The following is a 21,449-nucleotide window of genomic DNA, read 5'->3' as shown; positions in this document are numbered from 1 at the left end:
GTGTCGGTGTGACTCGCCCGGCGCAACGGTCCGGTGGATCCCGGGCCTCGGCGGACCGGCTCGGCCGGCTGCTCAACCTGGTGCCGTACCTGCTGGCCCGGCCCGGCATCGCCCTGGCCGAGGCGGCGGCCGACCTCGGGGTGACCGAGCGGCAGCTTAGGGAGGACCTGGAGCTGCTCTGGGTCTGCGGACTGCCGGGGTACGGGCCGGGCGACCTGATCGACATGGCCTTCGACGGCGACCGGGTCACCATCACCTACGACGCCGGCATCGACCGCCCGCTGCGGCTCACCCCCGACGAGGCGCTCGCCCTGGTGGTCGCGCTGCGGATGCTCGCCGAGACCCCCGGCGTGGCGAACCGGGACGCGGTCGAGCGGGCGCTGGCGAAGATCGAGAACGCCGCCGGGGAGCACGCCGACGCCCCGGTCGCGGTCCGGCTCCCCGGCGACAGCGAGCGGGTGGAGGCGCTGCGCGGCGCGGTGCGGCGCCGGCGGGCGCTGCGGATCACCTACTACACGGCGACCCGGGACGAGACCACCGAACGGATCGTCGACCCGATCCGGGTGTCGATCATCGATGGCCACGCCTACCTGGAGGCGTGGTGCCGCCGGGCGGAGTCGGTGCGGATGTTCCGGGCCGACCGGATCGACGCCCTCGTCGAACTGGACGAGCCGGCCGCGCCCCCGCCGCAGGCCGAACTACCCGACCTCAGCGACGGCATCTTCCGACCCTCGGCGGACCTGCCGCTGGTCACCCTCCGGGTGGGGCGGTCCGCCCGGTGGATCACCGAGTACTACCCGTGTGAACGGGTCGAACCCGACCCGGACGCCACCGGGGCGACCGGCCGGGAGTGGCTGGTCTCGCTGCGGGTGACCGACCTGGACTGGGCCCGCCGGTTCGTGCTCGGCCTCGGTCCGGAGGTCACCGTCGTCTCCCCGCCCGACCTCGTCGAACAGGTCCGCGACCGGGCCGCGGCGGCACTCGACGCGTACGCCGTCCCGCCGGCCGGAGCCGCGAGCCACTAGGCTGTCCGGCGTGGCGAGGTGGATCGTGCTCGGGGCGCTCCTGGTCGGCCTGCTGGTGCTCGCGGTGGCGTGTCGGCGGGTGCTGACCCGGCTGCCGGGGCTGCAGCGTGCCGCGCTGGCGCTTCAGGAGCGGCAGGACCAGGCCGTCCACCTGCGGGAGGCGGCGACCGCGCTGCAACGGCGCGCCGAGGAACTCCAGGACCGGATCGCGACCGCCCAGCGGCGGGTCGACCTGATCCGCGCCCGCCGTGGCGCCCGCCCCGGGCCGCGGTGACGTCCCTGGCGGACGCGTACCCGTCGTTGGTCAAAACTTCACCCATCGCGCCGGAAAGTCACCAACCTGGCGGGTGGCGCTCGCCGTCGACGCACGTACGATGGGCCGAGACACCCCTCTGTTGGACACATTCGAACTGGAGTCTCCATGGGCGCCCTGAAGCCGTGGCACATCTTCGTACTCGTGGCGGTGCTCGTCCTGCTGTTCGGTGCGAAGCGGCTCCCTGACGCGGCCCGCTCGCTCGGCCGTTCGCTGCGCATCATCAAGGCCGAGACCAAGAGCCTCGCCGACGACGACCGGGACCTGGCCGAGAAGGCCGACGCCCAGGTGGCCCGGCGCCCGCTTCCCGGAGACTCGCCCGTGCAGCCGACCAGCATCCACCAGCCGCCCGCGGCGTCGGCGAACGACCCAGTGCAGCGCGTCCGCGACAACTGATCCGGGCCCGGCACCGTGGCCTTCGCACTGCGCCGCCGTCGGCGTGGTCCGAGCAACTTCCAGCGGGCCGCCGACGGCTCCATGACCCTGGTCGAGCACCTTCGGGAGCTCCGCACCCGCCTGTTTCGGGCGTCGCTGGCCATCGTGGTCGGCTTCGGGTTCGGCATCTGGCTGGCCTCGCCGGTCCGACGGCTGCTCCAACAGCCGTACTGCGAGCTGCCCGGCTCGGCCCCGAACGGCAGATGCCAGTTCACCCAGCTCGGCCCCGCCGACCTCTTCCTGCTCAATCTGAAGATCGCGCTCTGGGTCGGGCTGATCCTGGCCGCCCCGATCTGGCTCTACCAGCTCTGGGCCTTCATCGCCCCGGGTCTGCACAAGCACGAGCGGCGCTACGCCTACATCTTCACCGCCCTGGCGGCGCCGCTCTTCGTCGCGGGTGCGGTCCTCGCCTACTTCGTGATCGCGAAGGGCCTCGGCTTCCTGGTCGGGCTCGCGGGTGAGGACGTCACCAACACCCTGGAGATCACCCGCTACATCTCGTTCGTCACGAACATGATCCTGATGTTCGGGGTGGCGTTCGAGTTCCCGCTGATCGTGCTGATGCTCAACTTCGTCGGCATCGCCAGCGCCCGGCGACTGCTCGGCTGGTGGCGGGTCGCGGTCTTCCTCTTCTTCCTCTTCGCGGCGATCGTCACGCCGACCCCCGACCCGTTCGGGATGACCGCGCTGGCGCTCTGCCTCTGCGCGCTCTACTTCGCCGCGGTGGGGGTGGCCTTCGTCAACGACCGCCGCCGAGGCCGGGGCCGGGAGATCTACGCCGGCCTGGCCGACGACGAGGCGTCGCCACTCGACCTCACCCCGGAACCGGTCACCGCCGGGGAGCGGATCGCCCCGCCGGAGCCCGTCGCCGCGCCGAAGCCGATCGACCGGGGCTACGACGACGTCACCTGACCGATCGCTGACGACGCGTGAGCCGACCCGGGCCGTCGCCCGGGTCGGCTCTGTCGCTGTTGCCCGAACGGCCGGTACCGTGCTCGCCGTGACCGTCCATGATCAGGGAGCCGCCACCGAAGGCGGGTTGGCCGAGGGCCACCTGGCGGTGCTGGCCAACCCCGGCGCCGGCCGGGGCCGGTACCGGGGACTTCTCCCGGTCGTCCTCGACCGGCTCGCCGCGGCGGGCCGGCCGGTCGAGCTGCTCGCCGCCGACACCGCCGCCCAGGCCGCGGCCGCCTGCCGCGCCGCGGTCGTCGACGGGGCCGCCGCCCTGGTCACGGTCGGCGGCGACGGTACGGTCCACCTGGCGCTCCAGGCGGTCGCCGCCACCGGCGTGGCGTTCGCGCCGGTCCCGGCCGGCACCGGCAACGACTTCGCCGCCGGCACCGGCTTCCCCGCCGACCCGATCGCGGCCGTCGAGGTGATCGCCGCCGCCGTGGCCGCCGGCCGGACCCGGCCGGTGGACCTGGCCCGGTCGACCGATCCCGACGGCGGCTCCCGCTGGTTCGGCGCGGTGCTGGCCGCCGGTTTCGACGCGCTGGTCAACGAGCGGGCCAACCGGATGTCCTGGCCGCGCGGACCCCGGCGGTACGACCTCGCGATCCTGGTCGAGCTGGCCCGGCTTCGGCCCCGGTACTACGCGCTGCGGCTGGACGGTGTGCCCCACGAGTTCGACGGGGTGCTCGTCGCGGTGGGCAACTGCCCGAGCTACGGCGGCGGGATGCGCATCTGCCCCGACGCCGACCCGACCGACGGACTGCTCGACGTGGTGTACGCCGGACCGGTCGGCCGGGCCACGCTGGCCCGGATCGCGCCGCGGGTCTACCGGGGCACCCACCTGGCACACCCGATGGTGCACCACCACCGGGCCCGGACGGTGGAACTCTCGGCCGAGGGGATCGTGGGATACGCCGACGGCGAGCGCTCCCTGCCGCTGCCGGTGACCGTGACGGCGGTTCCCGGCGCGCTCCGCCTGCTCCGCTGACCGGTCCGGCCCGCACGGGTCGTCCCGGCGACCGCGGTGCGGTCCGCCGGCTCCCGCCCGCGACCCCGGGGCCGCGCCTCCGATCCCGGCGCCGGGTGCCCCGGGCCCGCGTGGGACGTGTCGCTGGCCCGCCCGCCGATCCTGTCCCGGATCAGGTGTGGTGGGGGAGGACCAGGTCGAGAACGGCGGCGAGACCGTTGCTCTGGCCCGCCTCGGCGGTCGGGAGGATCAGTGCGGCGCAGCCGACCCGGACCGCACCGGCGTCGGCCGACATGTCGCCGACCATCAGCGTCCGTTCCGGGTCCACGCCGAGCATCCCGCAGGCCCGGTAGAAGATCGCCGGGTCGGGCTTGCAGCGGCCGACCTCGTACGACAGAACGAAGGCGTCGACCAGGTCGGTGAGACCCCAGGCGTCGAAGTGGGGCCGGAGGTCGAATCCGATGTTGCTGACCACCGCGACCGGGACCCGGGCCGCCCGGAGCGCCTGCAGGGTCGCCGCGGTCTCCGGGTACGGCAGCCAGCCCTCCGGGCGGAGCACCCGCTCGTAGAGGGCCTCCGGGAGCCCGTCCACCCCGCTGTTCACGGTGGCGGCCAGGCCGACGTACGCGGCGCGGTGGGCGGGCGGGTACAGGTCCCGTTCCGCCCACACCTCGGCCAGGTGTGGCGGCACCCGGGCGGGGGGCGGGCCACCGGGGCGCCCGGCGGCGACCAACCGGTCGGCCAGCGCGGTGGCCCGGGCACGGTCCAGCGCCGTCCCGCACGTCGCTGCCGCGGCCATGACCCAGGCGACCGGGTCCTCCACCTGGGCGAGAGTGCCGTGGAAGTCGAGGAGCACCGCGTCGATCGGCCGCCGGGGCGGCTTCGGGGCGGTGGCGTCGGGGATTCCGCTCGAGGTACGAGGCTTGGGCGGTTCGGCATGGTCCGGCACGACGTGCACCCTACCGACCGCCCCTCGGGGGCTCGCTTGACGGCCTGCCCCGGTGCGACCACCCGGTACGCATTAATCTTGGCGGTATGTCGAGCCCCGCCGAGCGGTACGCCGCGGCGCGCCGCCGGGCCGCGCAGGCCTCCATGTTTCCCGCGCTTACCGAGTTCGCCCAGCAGCTCGGGTTCGAGCTCGACGACTTCCAACGCGAGGCGTGCCAGGCGCTGGAGCGGGGCAGTGGCGTCCTGGTCTGCGCCCCGACCGGTGCCGGCAAGACGGTGGTCGGGGAGTTCGCCGTCCACCTGGCGCTCCGCGGTGGTCCCGCCACCCGGGCCGCGTCTGTGGACGACGCCGGCGCGTCGTCGGGCGCCGCCCCGGTCCGGAAGTGCTTCTACACCACGCCGATCAAGGCGTTGTCGAACCAGAAGTACCACGACCTGGTGGACCGGTACGGCTCGCACCGGGTCGGCCTGCTGACCGGGGACAACGCGATCAACGGGGACGCACCGGTGGTGGTGATGACCACCGAGGTGCTGCGGAACATGCTCTACGCCGGCTCGTCGAGCCTGGACGGCCTCGCCTACGTGGTGATGGACGAGGTGCACTACCTCGCCGACCGGTTCCGAGGTGGGGTCTGGGAGGAAGTGATCATCCACCTCCCGCAGTCGGTGACGCTGGTCTCGCTCTCCGCCACGGTCTCCAACGCCGAGGAGTTCGCCGACTGGCTGGTCACCGTACGCGGCGAGACCGCGGTGGTGGTCAGCGAGCACCGGCCGGTGCCGCTCTGGCAGCACATGCTGGTCAACCGGCGGATGTTCGACCTGTTCCACGACGCCGACGCGGCCCGCAAGCACGACGTGCATCCGGAGCTGCTGCGTTACACCCGGGAGCTGCTGCGCCGGCTGGAGCTGGGGGATCGGGCCTCCGGTGGCCCGGGCTGGGGCCGGCCCGCCCGGAGGCCACGCTGGCGTGGCCCGCTGCGGCACGAGATCGTCGAGCGGCTGGACCGGGAGGGGTTGCTGCCGGCGATCCTGTTCATCTTCAGCCGGGCCGGCTGCGACACCGCCGTCCAGCAGTGCCTGGCCGCCGGCCTGCGGTTGACCACGCCGGAGGAGCGCGCCGAGATCCGGCGGATCGTGGAGAGCCGGATCACCAGTGTCCCGGGCGAGGACCTGGCGGTGCTCGGCTACTGGGAGTGGCTCGACGGCCTCGAACGCGGGCTGGCCGCGCACCACGCGGGCATGCTGCCGGCGTTCAAGGAGGTCGTCGAGGAACTCTTCGTCCGCGGCCTCGTGAAGGCGGTCTTCGCCACCGAGACGCTGGCGCTCGGGATCAACATGCCGGCCCGGTGCGTGGTGCTGGAACGGCTGGTGAAGTTCAACGGCGAGGCGCACGTCGACCTGACCCCGGGGGAGTACACCCAGCTGACCGGCCGGGCCGGCCGCCGGGGCATCGACGTGGAGGGGCACGCGGTCGTCGTCTGGTCGCCGGAGGTCGACCCGCGACACGTCGCCGGGCTCGCCTCCACCCGGACGTATCCGCTCCGGTCCAGCTTCCGACCGTCGTACAACATGGCGGTGAACCTGGTCGGCTCGGTCGGCGCCGCACCCGCCCGTCAGCTGCTGGAGTCGTCGTTCGCCCAGTTCCAGGCGGACCGGTCGGTGGTCGGGCTGGCCCGGCAGGTGCAGCGCAACGTCGAGACCATCGCGCAGTACGACGCCGAGGTGCGCTGCCACCGCGGCGACTTTGACGAGTACTTCGCGCTGCGGGTGGCGATCGCCGACCGGGAGCGGGCCCTGGCCCGGCAGGGGCAGGCCCAGCGCCGGGCCGCGGCGGTGGCCTCGCTGGAGCGGCTGCGGGTCGGTGACGTGATCAGGGTGCCGTCCGGCCGCCGGGCCGGCCTAGCCGTGGTGCTCGATCCCGGCGTCGGAGGCTTCGGGGAGCCCCGTCCGCTGGTGCTGACCCAGGACCGCTGGGCCGGGCGGATCACCTCCGGCGACTTCACGACCCCGGCCGAGGTGCTGGCCCGGATCCGGGTGCCGAAGCACTTCAACCACCGCTCGCCCGCGGCCCGTCGAGATCTGGCGGCCGCGGTGACCAGCACCGGCCTCGACCGACACGCGGGCCGGCGCCGCGGCCGGTCCCGAGGCGGTGTCGAGGATGAGCGGCTCGCCCAGCTCCGTGCCGAGCTGCGCCGGCACCCCTGCCACGCCTGCCCGGAGCGGGAGGAGCACGCCCGCTGGGCGGAGCGGCGTCGGCGGCTGGAGCAGGACACCGCGGAGCTGCGCCAGCGGGTGGCCGGCCGGACCGGATCACTGACCCGCACCTTCGACCGGGTCTGCGGAATCCTCACCGCCCGCGGCTACCTCTCCCCGACCGGGGAGGTCACCGAGGCGGGACGGATGCTCGCCCGGATCTGGACCGAGGCCGACCTGCTGGTCGCGGAGTGCCTGCGGCGGGGCGTCTGGGACGGGCTGTCCCCGGCCGAACTGGCCGCCGCCGTCTCGGTGGTGGTGTACGACGCACGGCGAGACACCGACGAGCGGGCCTCGGTTCCCCGGGGCGCCGTCCAGACGGCGGTGGACGCGACGCTGAAGCTCTGGGCCGAGTTGGAGGCCGACGAGGCGGCCCGGGGCCTGGAGGTGACCCGCGAGCCGGATCTCGGGTTCGTCTGGCCGATCTACCGCTGGGCGCGGGGCGAGGCGCTGGCGAAGGTGCTGGCCAGCGGCCACGACCTGGACGGCGACATGCCCGCCGGCGACTTCGTCCGGTGGGCCCGCCAGGTGGCGGACCTGCTGGGGCAGATCGCCGACTCCGCCGGGGCCTCGGTTGAGCTGCGGGGTACCGCGCGGCAGGCGATCACGGCGATCAACCGGGGCGTTCTCGCGTACGCCGGCGCGGTGTGAGGTGGCGGGCCGGCATCGTGTGCCCTGACCGGCGACGAGAGAGCGGGCGGCCGACCGGAGCGCGCCGGATCTGCCGCCGGGAATCAGCCGGACCGATGCGCGGATGTCGGTTCCACCGTCTTTGACGCGGGCCTACGCGTCCGAAGTGGACGCCGCCGCCAGGGCGTCGACCAGACGACGACACGGACCGGCCAGGTTCCACTTCTCGGCGAGCGCGAACAGCTGGTCGGCGTCGGCGGGCACCGCCGGCAGGGCGGTCTCCAGCGGGGGCAGCGGGACGTCCCGGGCCACCCGCACCACCGTCGGCGCGACCGCCAGGTAGTCGCGGGCGGCGGCGAGCCGGGCCCGCAGTCCCGGCGCGAGGCCGGAGGCCGGGTCGTCCAGCGCCGCCAGGATGCCGTCCAGGCCGCCGTAGCGGTCGACCAGCCGGGCGGCGGTCTTCTCCCCGACGCCGGGGACCCCGGGCAGGCCGTCGCTGGGGTCGCCGCGCAGCGTGGCGAAGTCGGCGTACGCGGCGGCCGGAACGCCGTACCGGGCCCGGACGGCGCTCTCGTCGCAGTCGTCCAGCTTCGTCACGCCCCGGCCGCAGTAGAGCAGCCGGACCGGGCGGGTGTCGTCGACGAGCTGGAACAGGTCCCGGTCGCCGGAGACGACCTCGACCGGCGCCGGCTCACGGGTGGCGAGGGTGCCGAGGACGTCGTCGGCCTCGTAACCGGTGGCGCCAACGGCCGGGATGCCGAACGCCGCGAGCAGGTCGAGCAGGAGCGGCACCTGCGGGGCGAGGGTCTCGGGCACCACCTCGCCGCCGTCGGGGGCGAGCCGGTGTGCCTTGTACGACGGCAGCAGCGCCACCCGCCAGGCCGGGCGCCAGTCGTGGTCGAGGGCGCAGACCAGCCGGTCCGGTCGGCGACTGCGTACCAGGGTGGCGAGCATGTCCAGGAAGCCGCGGACGGCGTTCACCGGGCTGCCGTCGGGCGCGGTGGCGGCGGACTCGGGAACGCCGAAGTAGGCCCGGAAGTAGAGGCTGGGGGCGTCGACGAGGAGCAGCGGGCGGTGACTCACCCGGACAGCCTGGCACAGGGCGGCCCGCGGCGGCCATCCCGGTGTCGCGCCGCCCAGGGGCCACGCGTCCGCCAGGGGTGATCAGATCCGCGGCGGGGGCGGTTCCACCTTCCCAAACGACCGTTAAGCTAGTGACGTGGGTTACGACGATCTCTATCCGCCGCAGCGGCTCGCGACCGCGCAGCGGGCCGCCGCCGAGGCCGGCCTGGACGCCCTGCTCATCTCGCCCGGATCCGATCTGCGCTACCTGACCGGCTACCACGCCCACGCGCAGGAACGGCTCACCCTGCTGGTCCTGCCCGCCCAGGGCGAACCCACCCTCATCGTCCCCACCCTGGAGCGACCCGCCGCCGAGGCGTCGCCGGCGTCCCGTACCGGGGTTCGGATCGTCGACTATCCGGACGGTACCGACCCGTACCCGCTGGTGGCGCGGGCCCTGGCCGGACCGGTTCGGACCGTCGGCCTCGGCAACCGGATGTGGGCCGAGCAGGTCCTCGCGCTGCGCGCGGCCCTGCCCGACGCCACCCAGCGGCTCGCCGGCGACGTGCTCCGCGCGCTGCGACTGCGGAAATCGCCGGCCGAGGTGGCCGCGCTCCGCGAGGCCGGGGCGGCGATTGACGCGGTGCACGCCCGGATGGCCGAGTGGCTACGCCCCGGCCGCACCGAGGCCGAGGTCGCGGCCGACATCGCGGGGGCGATCCGGGAGGTCGGGCACGCCCGTGCGGACTTCGCCATCGTCGCCGCCGGCCCGCACGCGGCCAGTCCGCACCACGACAGCTCGGACCGGCCGATCGGGGTGGGCGAGCCGGTCGTGGTCGACATCGGTGGGACCATGCCCTCCGGGTACTGCTCCGACTCGACCCGCTGCTACGTGCTCGGCACCCCGCCGCCGGAGTTCGTCGACCACTACCGGGTCCTGCACGAGGCCCAGCGCGCCGCCGTCGCGGCGGTCCGCCCCGGCGTCACCGCCGAGGCGGTGGACGCGGTTGCGCGTGAGGTCATCACCGAGGCCGGGTACGGGGCGGCGTTCCTGCACCGCACCGGCCACGGCATCGGGCTGGACGGACACGAGGACCCGTACCTGGTCGCCGGAAACGCGCTGCCGCTCGAGCCCGGGATGGCGTTCTCGATCGAGCCCGGCATCTACCTCGCCGGGCGGCACGGCGCCCGGATCGAGGACATCGTGGTCTGCACCCCGGACGGGGTGGAGCGGCTCAACACCACCTCCAGGGAGCTGGTCCAGCTGTGAACGTCGAACGTGTTCTGCCCACCGAGGAGGCGTACGAGCTCCTCGGCCTCGTCACCGAGATCGCCGACGGGGAACTCGCCCCGCAGGTGGCCGACTTCGAGGCCCGCGGGGTCTTCCCCCGCGAGGTGCTCCGCCGGCTCGGCGGGGCCGGTCTGCTGGGCCTGCCCTACCCGGAGGAGTACGGCGGCGCGGCCCAGCCGTACGAGGTCTACCTCCAGGTGCTGGAGATCCTGGCGAGCCGCTGGCTGGCGGTGGCCGAGGCGGTCAGCGTGCACACCCTCGCCTGCTACCCGGCGGCCACCTACGGCGGCGAGCAGGTGCGCAAGCTGCTTCCGGACATGATCGGCGGCGACCTGCTCGGCGCGTACTGCCTCTCGGAGCCCCAGGGCGGTTCGGACGCGGCAGCCCTGGCCACCCGGGCGGTCCGGGACGGCGACGAGTACGTCGTCTCCGGTACCAAGGCCTGGATCACCCACGCCGGCGTCGCCGACTTCTACACTGTCTTCTGCCGCACCGGCGGCCCCGGACCCGGCGGCATCTCCTGTCTGCTCGCGGACGCCGCCACCCCCGGCATCGTGCCGCAGAAGCCGGAGCGCACCATGGGGCTGCGCTCCTCTCCGATCGCGCAGATCGCCTTCGACGGCGCCCGGGTCCCGGCCGACCGCCTGGTGGGTGCGGAGGGCGCCGGCTTCCGGATCGCCATGACGGCGCTCGACGCCGGCCGGCTCGGGATCGCCGCCTGCGCGGTGGGGCTGGCGCAGGCGGCTCTCGACTACGCGGTCACCTACGCACGGCAGCGGGAGCAGTTCGGCCGGCCGATCATCGAGTTCCAGGGGCTCGGGTTCCTCCTCGCCGACCTCGCCACCCAGGTGGCGGCGGCCCGGGCGATGACGCTGGCCGCCGCCCGGCTGCGGGACGCGGGCCGTCCGTACTCCGCGGAAGCGGCCAAGGCGAAGCTCTTCGCCACCGACACCGCGATGCGGGTCACCACCGAGGCGGTCCAGGTCCTCGGCGGCGCGGGCTACGTGGTGGACCACCCGGTCGAGCGCTACTTCCGCGAGGCGAAGGTGCTGCAGATCGTGGAGGGGACCAACCAGATCCAACGCCTGGTCATCGCCCGCTCGCTCGCCCGCTGACCCCGGTCGCCCCACCAGCGCCGTCGCGCGCCGGCCGGGTCGCCCCGGCGACCCGGCCGGCGACGCGCGCGGGGCGGGGTGACGCGCGGACCGCCGCCAGCCCCGCCGCACGTTGCGCCGAGGACGGCGACGCGCCCCACGGCGGATCGCCGCCGGGCGGGCCGGCCCGGTAGGTTGCACGTCGTGGAGGAGATCGATCGGGCCATTGTCGCGGCGCTGACCGCCGACGGCCGGCTGTCGTATACCGATCTGGCGGAGCGGGTGGGGCTGTCGGTCTCCGCGGTGCACCAGCGCGTCCGGCGGCTGGAGCAGCGCGGGGTGATCAAGGGATATCGGGCCCGGGTCTCCTACGAGGCCCTGGGCCTGCCGCTGACCGCCTTCGTCGCGATCCGGCCGCTGGACCCGTCGCAGCCGGACGACGCCCCCGAACGCCTGGCCCACCTGCCGGAGATCGACTCCTGCTACTCGGTGGCGGGGGAGGACTTCTACCTGCTGCTGGTCCGGGTGGCGAGCCCGGTCGACCTGGAACGGCTGCTACAGGAGATCCGGACCGCGGCCAACGTCACCACCCGGACCACCGTCGTCCTCTCCACGCCGTACGAGGGCCGTCCACCGAAGATCGTCACCTCGGCTCGGGAGGGCTCCCGGTCGCGCGTCCTGCCGGGCGACCCACCGGCGAGTTCCAGCGCAGGATGACCGGACGTCCGTGCTCGTGGCCGAGGACGGAGACAGTGGCGGTGTCCAGCCGCAGCAGGCCGCCGGCGCTGGCGGGCAGCCCGATCCACCGGGCACCGGCGACCCGCAGGCTGTGTCCGTGTCCGACCAGGGCGACGTCCCCGACCTCCAGCCGGGCCCTCGCCCGGGCGAGCACCCGGTCCAGCCGTTCGGCGACCTGCTCCGGTGACTCGCCGCCGGGGCAGCCGTCGGTCCAGAGCTGCCACCCCGGGGCTCGGTGCCGGATCTGTGCGGTGGTCAGCCCCTCGTACGACCCGTAGTGCCACTCCGTGAGGTCCTCGACCGTCTCCGTCACGGTGAGGCCGGCCAGCTCCGCGGTGCGCCGCGCCCGGCGCCGCGGGCTGGAGAGGACGGCGGCGAACCGCCGGTCGGCGAGTTCCGCGGCGATCTCCCGGGCCTGCCGCTCACCGTCCGCCGTCAGCTCCAGATCCGTGTACGACGTGTGCCGGTGGCTGGCGCTCCAGGTGGTCTCCCCGTGCCGGACGAGAACGATCTCTCCCATCTCGCCAGTCAACCACCTGCCGTCGGTGCGGTTGCGGTTTCGTCGGGCCCGCCCGGGTAGCGTCCCGCGAATGTCCGCGGAACCCGTATTACCCGTCCACCGTGCCCCGTCAGCTCCAACCCCGACATCCGCACTAGCATCCTAGGATGCATGAGACAACGTGAGCTCCCCGACAACCAACAAAACACCCGCTCCGACACCAGGTCACGAACACCCTGCTTCGGTCGCCTATGACGCGAGTGGCCGGGTTTCAGCCGTCGGCCAGAGGGCAACCTCACGGGGGACCGGCCGGCCCGAGTGGGTTGCCGGAGTGAGGAGCGGACGCGCCATGAGTGCCATGGACAAGATGAAGAACAAGGCCCAGCAGCTGAAGGGCGCCGCGAAGGAGCGGATCGGCGACCGGACCGACAACGAGCAGAAGCGGGCCGAGGGCGCGATGGAACAGTCGCAGGCCAAGGCGAAGCAGGCCGGACAGAACGTCAAGGAGGCGGGGCGGGACGTCACGCAGACGTTCGACCGGTGACGTCGCTCCCTAGTGGACCTGCTGAGCGCCGTGCCGGGCCCACCAGGCCCGGCCGGCCTCGGGCAGGGTGTCGATCGGGTCGTAGTAGGCGTAGCGCCGGTCCAATGCGCTCTCGTCCCCGGCCTCGAGCGACGTACGGTAGTTCTTGGTCCAGTACGAGATGCCGCGCTCGCGGTCGTACTCGGTGACCATGTGGACCCAGCGTTTGCCGACGAACGGCACGTCGCAGACGATCCGCGGGGTGGCGTAGCCGGGCAGGTAGCCCATCATGTCGTGCTGCAGTTGCTGGGCGTGCCAGACCGGGATGCGCCAGTGTTCCGCGTTGGGGATCATGTCGCACATGTAGAAGTAGTACGGGAGTATCCCGGCCTCGCCCTGGAGCGCGAAGCAGAGGTCGAGCAGGTCGGAGGCGGTGGCGTTCACCCCCCGCAGCAGCACCCCCTGGTTGCGGACGTCGCGTACGCCGACCTCGAGAGCGGTCTGGGCGGCCCGGGCGACCAGTGGCGTGAGCGACTGGACGTGGTTGACGTGGGTGTGGATGGCGAGGTTGACACCGCGCCGGGCGGCGGTACGGGCGACGCGTTCCAGACCCTCCACCACCTCGGGCTGGAGCCAGTGCTGGGGCAGGGCGGCGAGCGCCTTGGTGGCGAGGCGGATGTCCCGGACGGTCTCGATCGCCAGGAGTCGCATCAGGTACGACTCCAGGTGCCGCCAGGGGACGTTGGCGACGTCGCCCCCGGAGACGACGACGTCGCGTACCTCGGGGTGGGCGCGGAGGTAGGCGATGTGGGCGTCGTACCGGTCGAGGGGCTTGAGGCTGAGCCGGAGCTTGTCGACGGTCGGGGTGGAGTTGCCGACCAGGTCCATTCGGGTGCAGTGCCCGCAGTACTGCGGGCAGGTGGCGAGGAGTTCGGCGAGGACCTTGGTCGGGTAGCGGTGGGTGAGGCCCTCGGCGACCCACATGTCGTGCTCGTGGAGCGAGTCGCGGGTGGCGTAGGGGTGTGAGGGCCAGTCGGTGCGACGGTCGCTGGCCAGGGGCAGCATGTAGCGCCGGATCGGGTCGGCGCGGAAGACGTCGGTGGTGGGCGGCCCGTCCGGCATCATCGTGTTGATCATCTGTGGCGGCACGAGCATCGACATCGTGGCGTACCGGGCCTGGTCGGCGGTGAGTTCGGCGTAGCAGTCCTCGTCGATGGTGTCGCCGAGGACGGCGTGGAGCTGCCGGACGTTCTTGATGCAGTTGGCGCGCTGCCACTGGGCGGATTCCCACTGGTCTCGGGTGACCTGGCGCCAGCCCGGGAAGCGGGTCCAGTCGGGTTCGACGAGGGGGCGGCGGCGGTACTCGTACGGCTGCCCGGGGGTGCCGGCGCGGGGCGGGGTGGGTGCGCGGCGGGTGGTGAGGACCGTGGCGGCGGGTTCCTGGATCTGGGTCACGGGGCCTCCTGAACTGTCGGGCGGATGGCAGCCTCACCGCGAACGCTACTGGAGAATTTCCGGCTAAGGAAATATCCTGCCGGAAGTTTTCCGTCAGATTGTGGTGTTGGATCGCGGGGTGCCGGCCCGGGGGTGTACCGGCGGTAAGGGGTGTGTGCCATGGCGCGAGAGTGGTCGACCTCCTCGCCGGTGGGGCTGCACCGGGTGGTGGAGCCGGTCGGGGTGTTGCCGCAGGCGGCGTACCGGCTGGATGCGCGCCCGGAGATCTGGCCCGACGAGGTCCGGGTGACGGTGGAGCGGCTGAACCTGGACGCGGCGAGCTTCCGGCAGTTGTCGGAGAAGCACGGCGGGGACGGGGCGGCGGTCCGGGCGGAGGTGCGCGACATCATCGCCACCCGCGGCAAGATGCACAATCCGGTCACCGGCTCGGGTGGGATGCTGGTCGGTGTCGTCGACGAGGTGGGGCCGGAATCGCCGCTACCGGTCACGCCCGGCGACCGGGTCGCGACGCTGGTGTCGCTGACGTTGACGCCGCTGGCGATCACCGACGACCTGTCCCGGTGGGACGGCCGTGGCGAACAGGTGCCGTGCGCGGGGCACGCGATCCTGTTCGCCCGATCGATCGTGGCGGTGCTGCCGGACGATCTGGATCCCCGGCTCAGCCTGGCGGTGCTGGACGTCTGCGGGGCACCGGCGTTGACCGCCCGGACGGTCCGTAGGCACGGGACACCGACGGTGGCGGTGCTCGGGGGCGCGGGCAAGAGCGGGTCGCTGTCGTTGGCGGCGGCCCGGGCAGCGGGAGCCGCCCGAACGGTCGGGGTGGTGCGGGACACGGCGGAGCGGGACCGTCTGGTCGCCGCCGGGCTGGCGTCGGAGGTGGTGGTGGCCGACGCGCGCGATCCGGTGGGCCTGGCGGCGGCGGTGACCGGGGCGCTGGGGGGTCCGGCGGACATCACGGTGGTCTGTGTCGACGTGCCGGGGTGCGAGCACGGGGCGGTGCTGGCGACGGCGGACGGCGGAACGGTGATCTTCTTCTCGATGGCGACGAGTTTCGCCGCCGCCGCGTTGGGGGCGGAGGGGTTGGCGGCGGACGTGACGATGCTGATCGGCAACGGGTACGTTCCTGGTCACGCGGAGTACGCGCTGGGTCTGGTACGGCAGGTCCCGGGGGTGCGCGCGCTGTTCGAGGACCGGCTGGCGGCAGACTGAGGCCATGACGAACCCTTCGGCGCTGGTGACGGATTCCTCGGCGGAGCCTTCGACGCTGTACCGGGGTGGGCGGTTGTACTGTCCGGCCGAGCCGCGGGCGACGGCGTTGCTGGTCCGGGGCGGGCGGATCGCCTGGGTCGGCGCCGATGCGGACGCGCCCCGCGCGGACCGGGTGGTGGAGCTGGACGGCGCCCTGGTGACGCCGGCGTTCGTGGACGCGCACGTGCACACGACGGACACCGGTCTGGCGTTGTCGGGGTTGGACCTGTCGGGGGTGCGGTCGGCGGGGGAGCTGCTGGCGGCGGTGGCGGCGTCCGCGGCGACGTTGCCGGCGGACGCGGTGGTGCTGGGGCACGGCTGGGACGAGTCGGGGTGGGCGGACCGGCGGGTGCCGGACGCGGCGGAGCTGGACCGGGCGGCTGGGGGCCGGCGGGTCTATCTGTCGCAGGCGTCGATCCATTCGGCTCTGTGTTCCTCGGCGCTGTTGGCGGCGGCGCCGCAGGTGGTGCGGGCGCCGGGGTACGACCCGTCGGGGTGGGTGCGGCGGGAGGCGCACCACCTGGTACGGGAGGTGGCGCTGGGCTCGGTGACGGCGGCGCAGCGGCGGGCGGCGCAGGAGGTGGCGTTGCGGCGCGCGGCGTCGTTGGGGATCGCGGCGGTGCACGAGTGCGGTGGCCCGGAGATCTCCGGCGAGGAGGATTTCGTCGCCGTGCTGTCCCGGTCGGGGGACGGGTTGCCGGAGGTGTACGGCTACTGGGGCGAGTTGCGGGGGGCGACGCGGGCCCGGGAGCTGGGTGCGGTGGGTGCCGGGGGTGACCTGTTCGCCGACGGGGCGTTGGGGGCGCGGACGGCCCACCTGTCGGAGCCGTACGCGGATGGCGAGCCGGGGGCGTGTGGGCACGGGTACCTGTCGGCGGAGGAGGTCCGGGACCATCTGCTGGACTGTGCGGAGCAGGGGGTGCAGGGCGGGTTCCACGCGATCGGGGACGCGGCGCTCGGGACGGTGTTGGCGGGGTTCGCGGCGGCGGCGGAGCGGCTCGGGGTGGACCGGGTGCGGGCGGCACGGCACCGGGTGGAGCACGCCGAGCTCATGGACAAGCGGTTGATCGCCGGGTTCGTGGAGTTCGGGATCGTGGCGAGCATGCAGCCGGCGTTCGACCGGTTGTGGGGTGGCGACCGGGGGATGTACGCGGCGCGGCTGGGGGTGGAGCGGTCGTTGGCGTCGAATCCGCTGGGGGCGATGCACGCCACGGGGGTGACGTTGGCGTTCGGGTCGGATTCGCCGGTGACGCCGCTGGATCCGTGGGGGTCGGTGCGGGCGGCGGTGGCGCACTTCAACCCGGCGCAGCGGTTGACCGTGCGGGCGGCGTTCGCGGCGCACACCCGGGGCGGGTGGCGGGCGCTGCCGGAGGGGTGGGACGGGTCGGGGGTGGTGGCTGGGCGGCCGGCGGAGGGGGTGTTGGCGCCGGGTGCGGCGGCGACGTTCGCGGTGTGGTCGACGCCGGCGGGGGTGGACGGTGGCCTGCCGGTGCTGGTGTCGGCGGATCCGGAGCCGCGGGGGCCGGGGGATCCGACGCCGTTGCCGGTGTGCCGGCGGACGGTGCTGCGCGGGTCGGTGATCTTCGAGGAGGGTGTCGGGTGAGTACACGGGTGGGGGTGGTCGCCGGTGTCCGACGGTGACGGTGTGCGGCCGGGCGGGAAGCTGGGGTTGGACCCGGTGCTGGTGCGGCGGGCGCGGGAGTTGGCGCGCCGGGCCGGTGAGCCGGTGGTCGAGTTGGCCCGGCGTCACACGACGGTGTCGGTGGAGCGGGCGGTGTTGCGGCTGGCCGGGGTGTCGGGGGCGGATCCGGACGGGATTCCGTGGGTGAACCGGCTGGTGGACGCGGTGGCCGCCGACGTGGGCCTGGCGTACGGGGTGGCGCTGCCGGTCTTCGACGCCGTGGTGCGGGAGTTCGGGCCCGCGGCCGGCAGGTCGGGGGACCTGGGTGCGGCGGTGACGTTGCTGGCGCAGAAGGCGGCGGCGGGGTCGGTGCGGTTCGAGGTGCCGTCGGGTCGGGCGGCCCGGTCGGCCCGGGCGGCGGCCCGGCGGGCGGTCGGGGCGGGGCTGCGGCGTATCGACCGGCGCCGGGCGGAGCGGGAGCGGATGGTGCGCCGCTACGGGGATCCGCCGCGCCGTCCGTGGATCTATCTGATCGTGGCGACGGGGGACATCTACGAGGACATTCCGCAGGCGCAGACGGCGGCTCGCGCGGGCGCGGACGTGATCGCGGTGATCCGGTCGACGGGTCAGTCGTTGTTGGACTACGTGCCGGAGGGGGCGACCCGGGAGGGGTTCGCGGGGACGTACGCGACGCAGGAGAACTTCCGGTTGATGCGGGCGGCGTTGGACGAGTCGTCGCGGGAGCTGGGCCGGTACGTGCGGTTGACGAACTACGCGTCCGGGTTGTGCATGCCGGAGATGGCGGTGCTGGCCGGCCTGGAGCGGCTGGACATGATGCTGAACGACTCGATGTACGGGATCCTGTTCCGGGACATCAATCCAATTCGGACCTTCGTCGACCAGCGGTTCTCGCGGCAGGTGCACGCCCGGGCGGGGATCATCATCAACACCGGGGAGGACAACTACCTGACGACGGCGGACGCGGTGGCGGACGCGCACACGGTGACGGTGTCGCAGCTGTTGAACGAGTACTTCGCGCACGAGGCGGGGCTGGCGGACTGGCAGTTGGGGCTGGGCCACGCGTTCGAGATCGACCCGGATCTGCCGGAGTCGTTCCGGCTGGAGTTGGCGCACGCGTTGCTGGCCCGGGAGTTGTTTCCGAACGCGCCGTTGAAGTGGATGCCGCCGACCCGGCACATGACCGGGGACGTGTTCCGGGGCAACCTGCTCGACGGGTTCTTCAACCTGGCGGGGACGCTGACGGGGCAGGGGATCCTGCTGGTGGGGATGATGACCGAGGCGGTGATGACGCCGTGGTTGTCGGACCGGGACATCGCGTTGCAGAACGTCCGGTACGTGCTGGGGGCGGCCGGGGGGCTGCACGAGGACTTCGTGCCGGCGCCGGGCGGGTTCATCCAGCGTCGGGCGCACACGGTGCTGGCCGAGGCGGTGACCCTGCTGGAGCGGATTGTCGACGAGGGGCTGCTGACGGCGATCGGGGCCGGCACGTTCGGGATCACCCGGCGGCCCGCGGACCGGGGACGGGGCCTGGAGGGCGTGGTGGCGCGGGCGGACGGCTACTACAACCCGGCGACGGAGCTGTTGGAGGCCGGGTCGCGGACCGGAGGTGATGCGTCGTGACGGGCGGGCCGGTGGTGCGGCCGTACGGGGACAGCACCGGGGACGGGATGGTGCAGGTGTCGTTCACCCTGCCGGTGCCGCACGACAAGCGGGCGGAGGGGGCGGCGCTGCAGCTGGCGGCGAAGATGGGGATGGATCCCGCGATGCTGGTGCACGCCCGGCAGATGGGGGATCGGTTCACGTTCTTCGTCATCTACGGGCGGGTGAACCATCTGGTGGATCTGTCGGCGGTGCGGGTGGTGGAGCGGGACTTCCCGCTGCTGTCGGCGAAGGAGATCAACGCGCTGATCCGGCGGCGGCTGCGGCGGAAGTTGTCGGTGGTGGGGGCGTGCATCGGCACGGACGCGCACACGGTGGGGATCGACGCGATCCTGAACGTCAAGGGGATCGCCGGGGAGAAGGGGCTGGAGTACTACCGGGAGATGGCGGTGACGAACCTGGGGTCGCAGGTGAGCGTGCCGGACCTGGTGGCGGCGGCCCGGGCGGCGCGGGCGGACGCGGTGCTGGTGTCGCAGGTGGTGACGCAGCGGGACGCGCACCTGCACAACGTGCGGGAGATGTCGGCGGCGTTCCGGGAGGCGATGCCGGCGGGCCGACGGCCGCTGCTGGTGGTCGGCGGCCCGCGGTTCGACGAGACGATGGCCGAGGAGCTCGGCGTGGACCGCATCTTCGGGCGGGGGACGACGCCGCGGGAGGTGGCGAGTTACCTGGTGCACCGGCTGGTGGCACCGGCCGGCACCGGTGACGGGGAGGCGACGGGGGCGCGGTCGGCGGCGCGGGTGGGGGTGAGCGGATGAGCGACCGGCGGGACGGCGGGACGGCGGCGGATCCGCGGCTGGGGCTGTCGGTGACGCATCGCCGGTACGTGCCGTACGGGCATGCCCACTACGCGGGGAACCTAATCGACGGGGCGTACGTCCTGGGGTTGTTCGGGGACGTGGCGACCGAGGTGTGTATCCGGACCGACGCGGACGAGGGGCTGTTCGCCGGCTACGCGGAGGTGCGGTTCCGGGAGCCGGTCCGGGCGGGGGATGTGCTGGAGGTGGAGGCGACGGTGACCCGGGTCGGTAACCGGAGCCGGACGCTGGAGTTCGCCTGCCGGGTGGTGTGCCGGGGCCGGCCGGACCGGGGTCCGTCGGCGGCGGAGGTGCTTGATCCGCCGTTGCTGGCGGTGACCGCGGTCGGGACCGTGGTGGTGCCGCCGGCGACCGGCCTGGACGCGCCGTCGTCGTCGGCCGGGGCGACGCGGGACGCCGGGCCGCGGTGACGGCGTCGTACGCGATCTGCGCCGATGTCGGCTCCACCTGGACGAAGGTGGCGGTGGTGGATCTCGCCGACGGGGCGCTGGTGGCGACGGCGGCCCGGCCGACGACGGCCGCCACCGACGTGCTGCACGGCCTGGACGCGGCGGTTGCCGACGCCACCACTGGGCTGCCGACGACCGCCGCGACCTCGTGGTACGTCTGCTCCTCGGCGGGGGGCGGGCTGCGCCTGGCGGTGCTCGGCTACGAGCGGCTGATCACCGCCCGGGCGGGTCACCAGGTGGGGTTGTCCGCCGGTGCCCGGGTGGTGCACGTGGGGGCGGGCCGGCTCGACACGTCCGGGCTCGCGGCGCTGCGTGCGGCGCGGCCGGACGTGCTGCTGCTGGTCGGTGGGACCGACGGCGGCGACGCGGAGGTGCTGCTGCACAACGCGGGGCGGCTGGCGCGGGCCCGGTGGCGGGTTCCGGTGGTGGTGGCCGGGAACGGCGCGGCGGCGCCGGCGGCGGCGGAGCTGCTCGCCGGGCGGGGTGTGCCGGTGACGGTGTCGGCGAACGTGTTGCCGTCGATCGGGGTTCTGGTCCCTGGCCCGGCCCGGGCGGCGATCCGGGACGTCTTCCTGCGGCACGTGATCGGTGGCAAGCGGTTGTCCCGGGGGCCCCGGTTCGCGCGGCTGGTCCGGGCCGCCACCCCGGACGCGGTGCTGACGGGGGTGGCGCTGCTGGCCGAGCTGGTCGGTGGGGATCTGGCGGTGGTGGACGTGGGTGGGGCGACCACCGACGTGTACTCGGTGTTGGTGCCGGACGAGCGGGCCGGGGGGCCGGACGCACCGGCGGCGGGGCTGCTGTGGCGGGCCCGGACGGTCGAGGGGGACCTGGGGATGCGGTGGAGCGCCCCGGGGGTGGTCGAGGCGGCGGCTGGCGAGCGGTTGTTGGCCCCGGGGGAAGAGGAGCCGCTGGCGGCGGCGGCGCGTCGGCTGGCGGCGGATCCGGCCGCGGTGGTCGGTGACCGGGCGGGTCAGGCGGTGGAGCGTCGGCTGGCGGCGCTCGCCGCGGTGATCGCGTTCCGCCGGCATGCGCGCGGGGTGGCCGGGACGCCGGCCCGGAACCTGCGGGACGTCCGGCTGCTGGTCGGCTCGGGTGGGGTGCTGCGGCACGCCGGCCCTGCCGGCGCGGCGGAGGTGCTGGCGGCGGTGCTGGCCGATCACGCCGGCGGGTGGCCGGTGCCACGGGCGGCCCGGCCGGTCGTCGACGTCGCCTACGTGCTGGCGGCGGCCGGTCTGCTGGCGGAGCCGCACCCGACGGCGGCGGCGGCGTTGCTGCACCGCCACCTGGCCGGCGACGCCGCCCCGGCCCGGTGGCCGGGACGGCGCCCCGCCGGGCACGACACGCCGGATCGAGCTGCGCGACTGGCCGAGGACGGTTGACAGAGCCCGGGGGGGACCACGTACCGTCTTTGAGTCCTACAACGGGAAGCGGCTGTTGTTCGCTTCGTCC

General features: G+C 74.0%; 20 protein-coding genes. 16 read left to right on the top strand and 4 right to left on the bottom strand.

Annotated features, from left to right (window positions below; translation table 11 throughout):
* Positions 1-8: 8 nt before the first annotated feature.
* From EF879_RS18200 to EF879_RS18180, 5 genes are all read left to right on the top strand, one after another.
* Complete coding sequence (locus EF879_RS18200; protein WP_123560212.1) at positions 9-1,025, top strand: YafY family protein; 1,017 nt, start codon at positions 9-11, stop codon at positions 1,023-1,025.
* Between the two features lie 10 nt (positions 1,026-1,035).
* Positions 1,036-1,299 (top strand): hypothetical protein, encoded by a 264-nt coding sequence (locus EF879_RS18195; protein WP_123560211.1) that lies wholly within the window; start codon positions 1,036-1,038, stop codon positions 1,297-1,299.
* Positions 1,300-1,446: 147 nt separating this feature from the next.
* Entirely contained in the window at positions 1,447-1,734 is a 288-nt protein-coding gene (tatA, locus tag EF879_RS18190) for a Sec-independent protein translocase subunit TatA (protein ID WP_255420922.1), read from the top strand.
* A 15-nt stretch (positions 1,735-1,749) separates the two neighbouring features.
* Positions 1,750-2,685 carry a twin-arginine translocase subunit TatC gene (gene tatC / locus EF879_RS18185; protein ID WP_123560209.1) on the top strand — a complete coding sequence of 312 codons (936 nt, stop codon included), beginning with the start codon at positions 1,750-1,752 and terminating at the stop codon, positions 2,683-2,685.
* An 88-nt stretch (positions 2,686-2,773) separates the two neighbouring features.
* Positions 2,774-3,712 (top strand): diacylglycerol kinase family protein, encoded by a 939-nt coding sequence (locus EF879_RS18180; RefSeq protein ID WP_233604560.1) that lies wholly within the window; start codon positions 2,774-2,776, stop codon positions 3,710-3,712.
* Between the two features lie 151 nt (positions 3,713-3,863).
* Here the strand turns inward: EF879_RS18180 and EF879_RS18175 are convergent, their stop codons facing one another.
* Complete coding sequence (locus tag EF879_RS18175; protein WP_370375522.1) at positions 3,864-4,640, bottom strand: HAD family hydrolase; 777 nt, start codon at positions 4,638-4,640, stop codon at positions 3,864-3,866.
* Positions 4,641-4,726: 86 nt separating this feature from the next.
* Between EF879_RS18175 and EF879_RS18170 the strand changes: the two genes are divergently transcribed.
* On the top strand, positions 4,727-7,543 hold the full coding sequence (locus EF879_RS18170; RefSeq protein WP_123560207.1) for an RNA helicase: 2,817 nt from the start codon (positions 4,727-4,729) through the stop codon (positions 7,541-7,543).
* Positions 7,544-7,675: 132 nt separating this feature from the next.
* Here EF879_RS18170 and EF879_RS18165 read toward each other — a convergent pair whose 3' ends face one another.
* Complete coding sequence (locus EF879_RS18165) at positions 7,676-8,605, bottom strand: 5'-3' exonuclease (RefSeq protein ID WP_123560205.1); 930 nt, start codon at positions 8,603-8,605, stop codon at positions 7,676-7,678.
* A 136-nt stretch (positions 8,606-8,741) separates the two neighbouring features.
* On the opposite strand from EF879_RS18165, the gene EF879_RS18160 reads away from it, so the two are divergent.
* From EF879_RS18160 to EF879_RS18150, 3 genes are all read left to right on the top strand, one after another.
* A complete protein-coding gene (locus EF879_RS18160; RefSeq protein WP_123560203.1) occupies positions 8,742-9,854 on the top strand; it encodes a Xaa-Pro peptidase family protein in 1,113 nt (370 codons plus the stop codon).
* Complete coding sequence (locus EF879_RS18155; protein ID WP_123560201.1) at positions 9,851-10,990, top strand: acyl-CoA dehydrogenase family protein; 1,140 nt, start codon at positions 9,851-9,853, stop codon at positions 10,988-10,990. Before EF879_RS18160 ends, EF879_RS18155 begins: the two co-directional genes overlap by 4 nt.
* Before the next feature lie 183 nt (positions 10,991-11,173).
* Positions 11,174-11,686, top strand: a complete 513-nt coding sequence (locus EF879_RS18150; RefSeq protein WP_123560199.1) for an Lrp/AsnC family transcriptional regulator — start codon at positions 11,174-11,176, stop codon at positions 11,684-11,686.
* Here the strand turns inward: EF879_RS18150 and EF879_RS18145 are convergent.
* Positions 11,613-12,227, bottom strand: coding sequence for a histidine phosphatase family protein (locus EF879_RS18145; protein WP_123560197.1), 615 nt, complete (start codon positions 12,225-12,227; stop codon positions 11,613-11,615). The genes EF879_RS18150 and EF879_RS18145 overlap by 74 nt on opposite strands.
* A 328-nt stretch (positions 12,228-12,555) precedes the next feature.
* On the opposite strand from EF879_RS18145, the gene EF879_RS18140 reads away from it, so the two are divergent.
* On the top strand, positions 12,556-12,750 hold the full coding sequence (locus EF879_RS18140) for a CsbD family protein (protein WP_123560195.1): 195 nt from the start codon (positions 12,556-12,558) through the stop codon (positions 12,748-12,750).
* Positions 12,751-12,759: 9 nt separating this feature from the next.
* Here the strand turns inward: EF879_RS18140 and EF879_RS18135 are convergent, their stop codons facing one another.
* Complete coding sequence (locus EF879_RS18135; protein WP_123560193.1) at positions 12,760-14,184, bottom strand: KamA family radical SAM protein; 1,425 nt, start codon at positions 14,182-14,184, stop codon at positions 12,760-12,762.
* Positions 14,185-14,343: 159 nt separating this feature from the next.
* Here EF879_RS18135 and EF879_RS18130 point away from each other — a divergent pair, with 159 nt between their 5' ends.
* From EF879_RS18130 to EF879_RS18105, 6 genes are read left to right on the top strand one after another with little or no spacing between them, the layout of a single operon-like run.
* Entirely contained in the window at positions 14,344-15,393 is a 1,050-nt protein-coding gene (locus EF879_RS18130; RefSeq protein WP_123560191.1) for a hypothetical protein, read from the top strand.
* A gap of 4 nt (positions 15,394-15,397) precedes the next feature.
* Positions 15,398-17,035, top strand: a complete 1,638-nt coding sequence (locus tag EF879_RS18125) for an amidohydrolase (RefSeq protein ID WP_123560189.1) — start codon at positions 15,398-15,400, stop codon at positions 17,033-17,035.
* A gap of 42 nt (positions 17,036-17,077) precedes the next feature.
* A complete protein-coding gene (locus EF879_RS18120; RefSeq protein ID WP_123560711.1) occupies positions 17,078-18,694 on the top strand; it encodes a lysine 5,6-aminomutase subunit alpha in 1,617 nt (538 codons plus the stop codon).
* A complete protein-coding gene (locus tag EF879_RS18115) occupies positions 18,691-19,491 on the top strand; it encodes an OAM dimerization domain-containing protein (protein WP_123560187.1) in 801 nt (266 codons plus the stop codon). Before EF879_RS18120 ends, EF879_RS18115 begins: the two co-directional genes overlap by 4 nt.
* On the top strand, positions 19,488-19,961 hold the full coding sequence (locus EF879_RS18110) for a hotdog domain-containing protein (RefSeq protein ID WP_123560185.1): 474 nt from the start codon (positions 19,488-19,490) through the stop codon (positions 19,959-19,961). The genes EF879_RS18115 and EF879_RS18110 overlap by 4 nt, the downstream gene beginning before the upstream one ends.
* Positions 19,958-21,379, top strand: coding sequence for a glutamate mutase L (locus tag EF879_RS18105; RefSeq protein ID WP_123560183.1), 1,422 nt, complete (start codon positions 19,958-19,960; stop codon positions 21,377-21,379). The genes EF879_RS18110 and EF879_RS18105 overlap by 4 nt, the downstream gene beginning before the upstream one ends.
* Positions 21,380-21,449: the final 70 nt, after the last annotated feature.

Origin of the sequence: Micromonospora sp. HM5-17 (assembly GCF_003762835.1) — a bacterium.
In the GTDB taxonomy this organism is placed as follows: Bacteria; Actinomycetota; Actinomycetes; order Mycobacteriales; family Micromonosporaceae; genus Plantactinospora.
The sequence above is the reverse complement of the archived record's forward strand: the minus strand, read 5'-3'. Positions and strand labels throughout refer to the sequence as shown.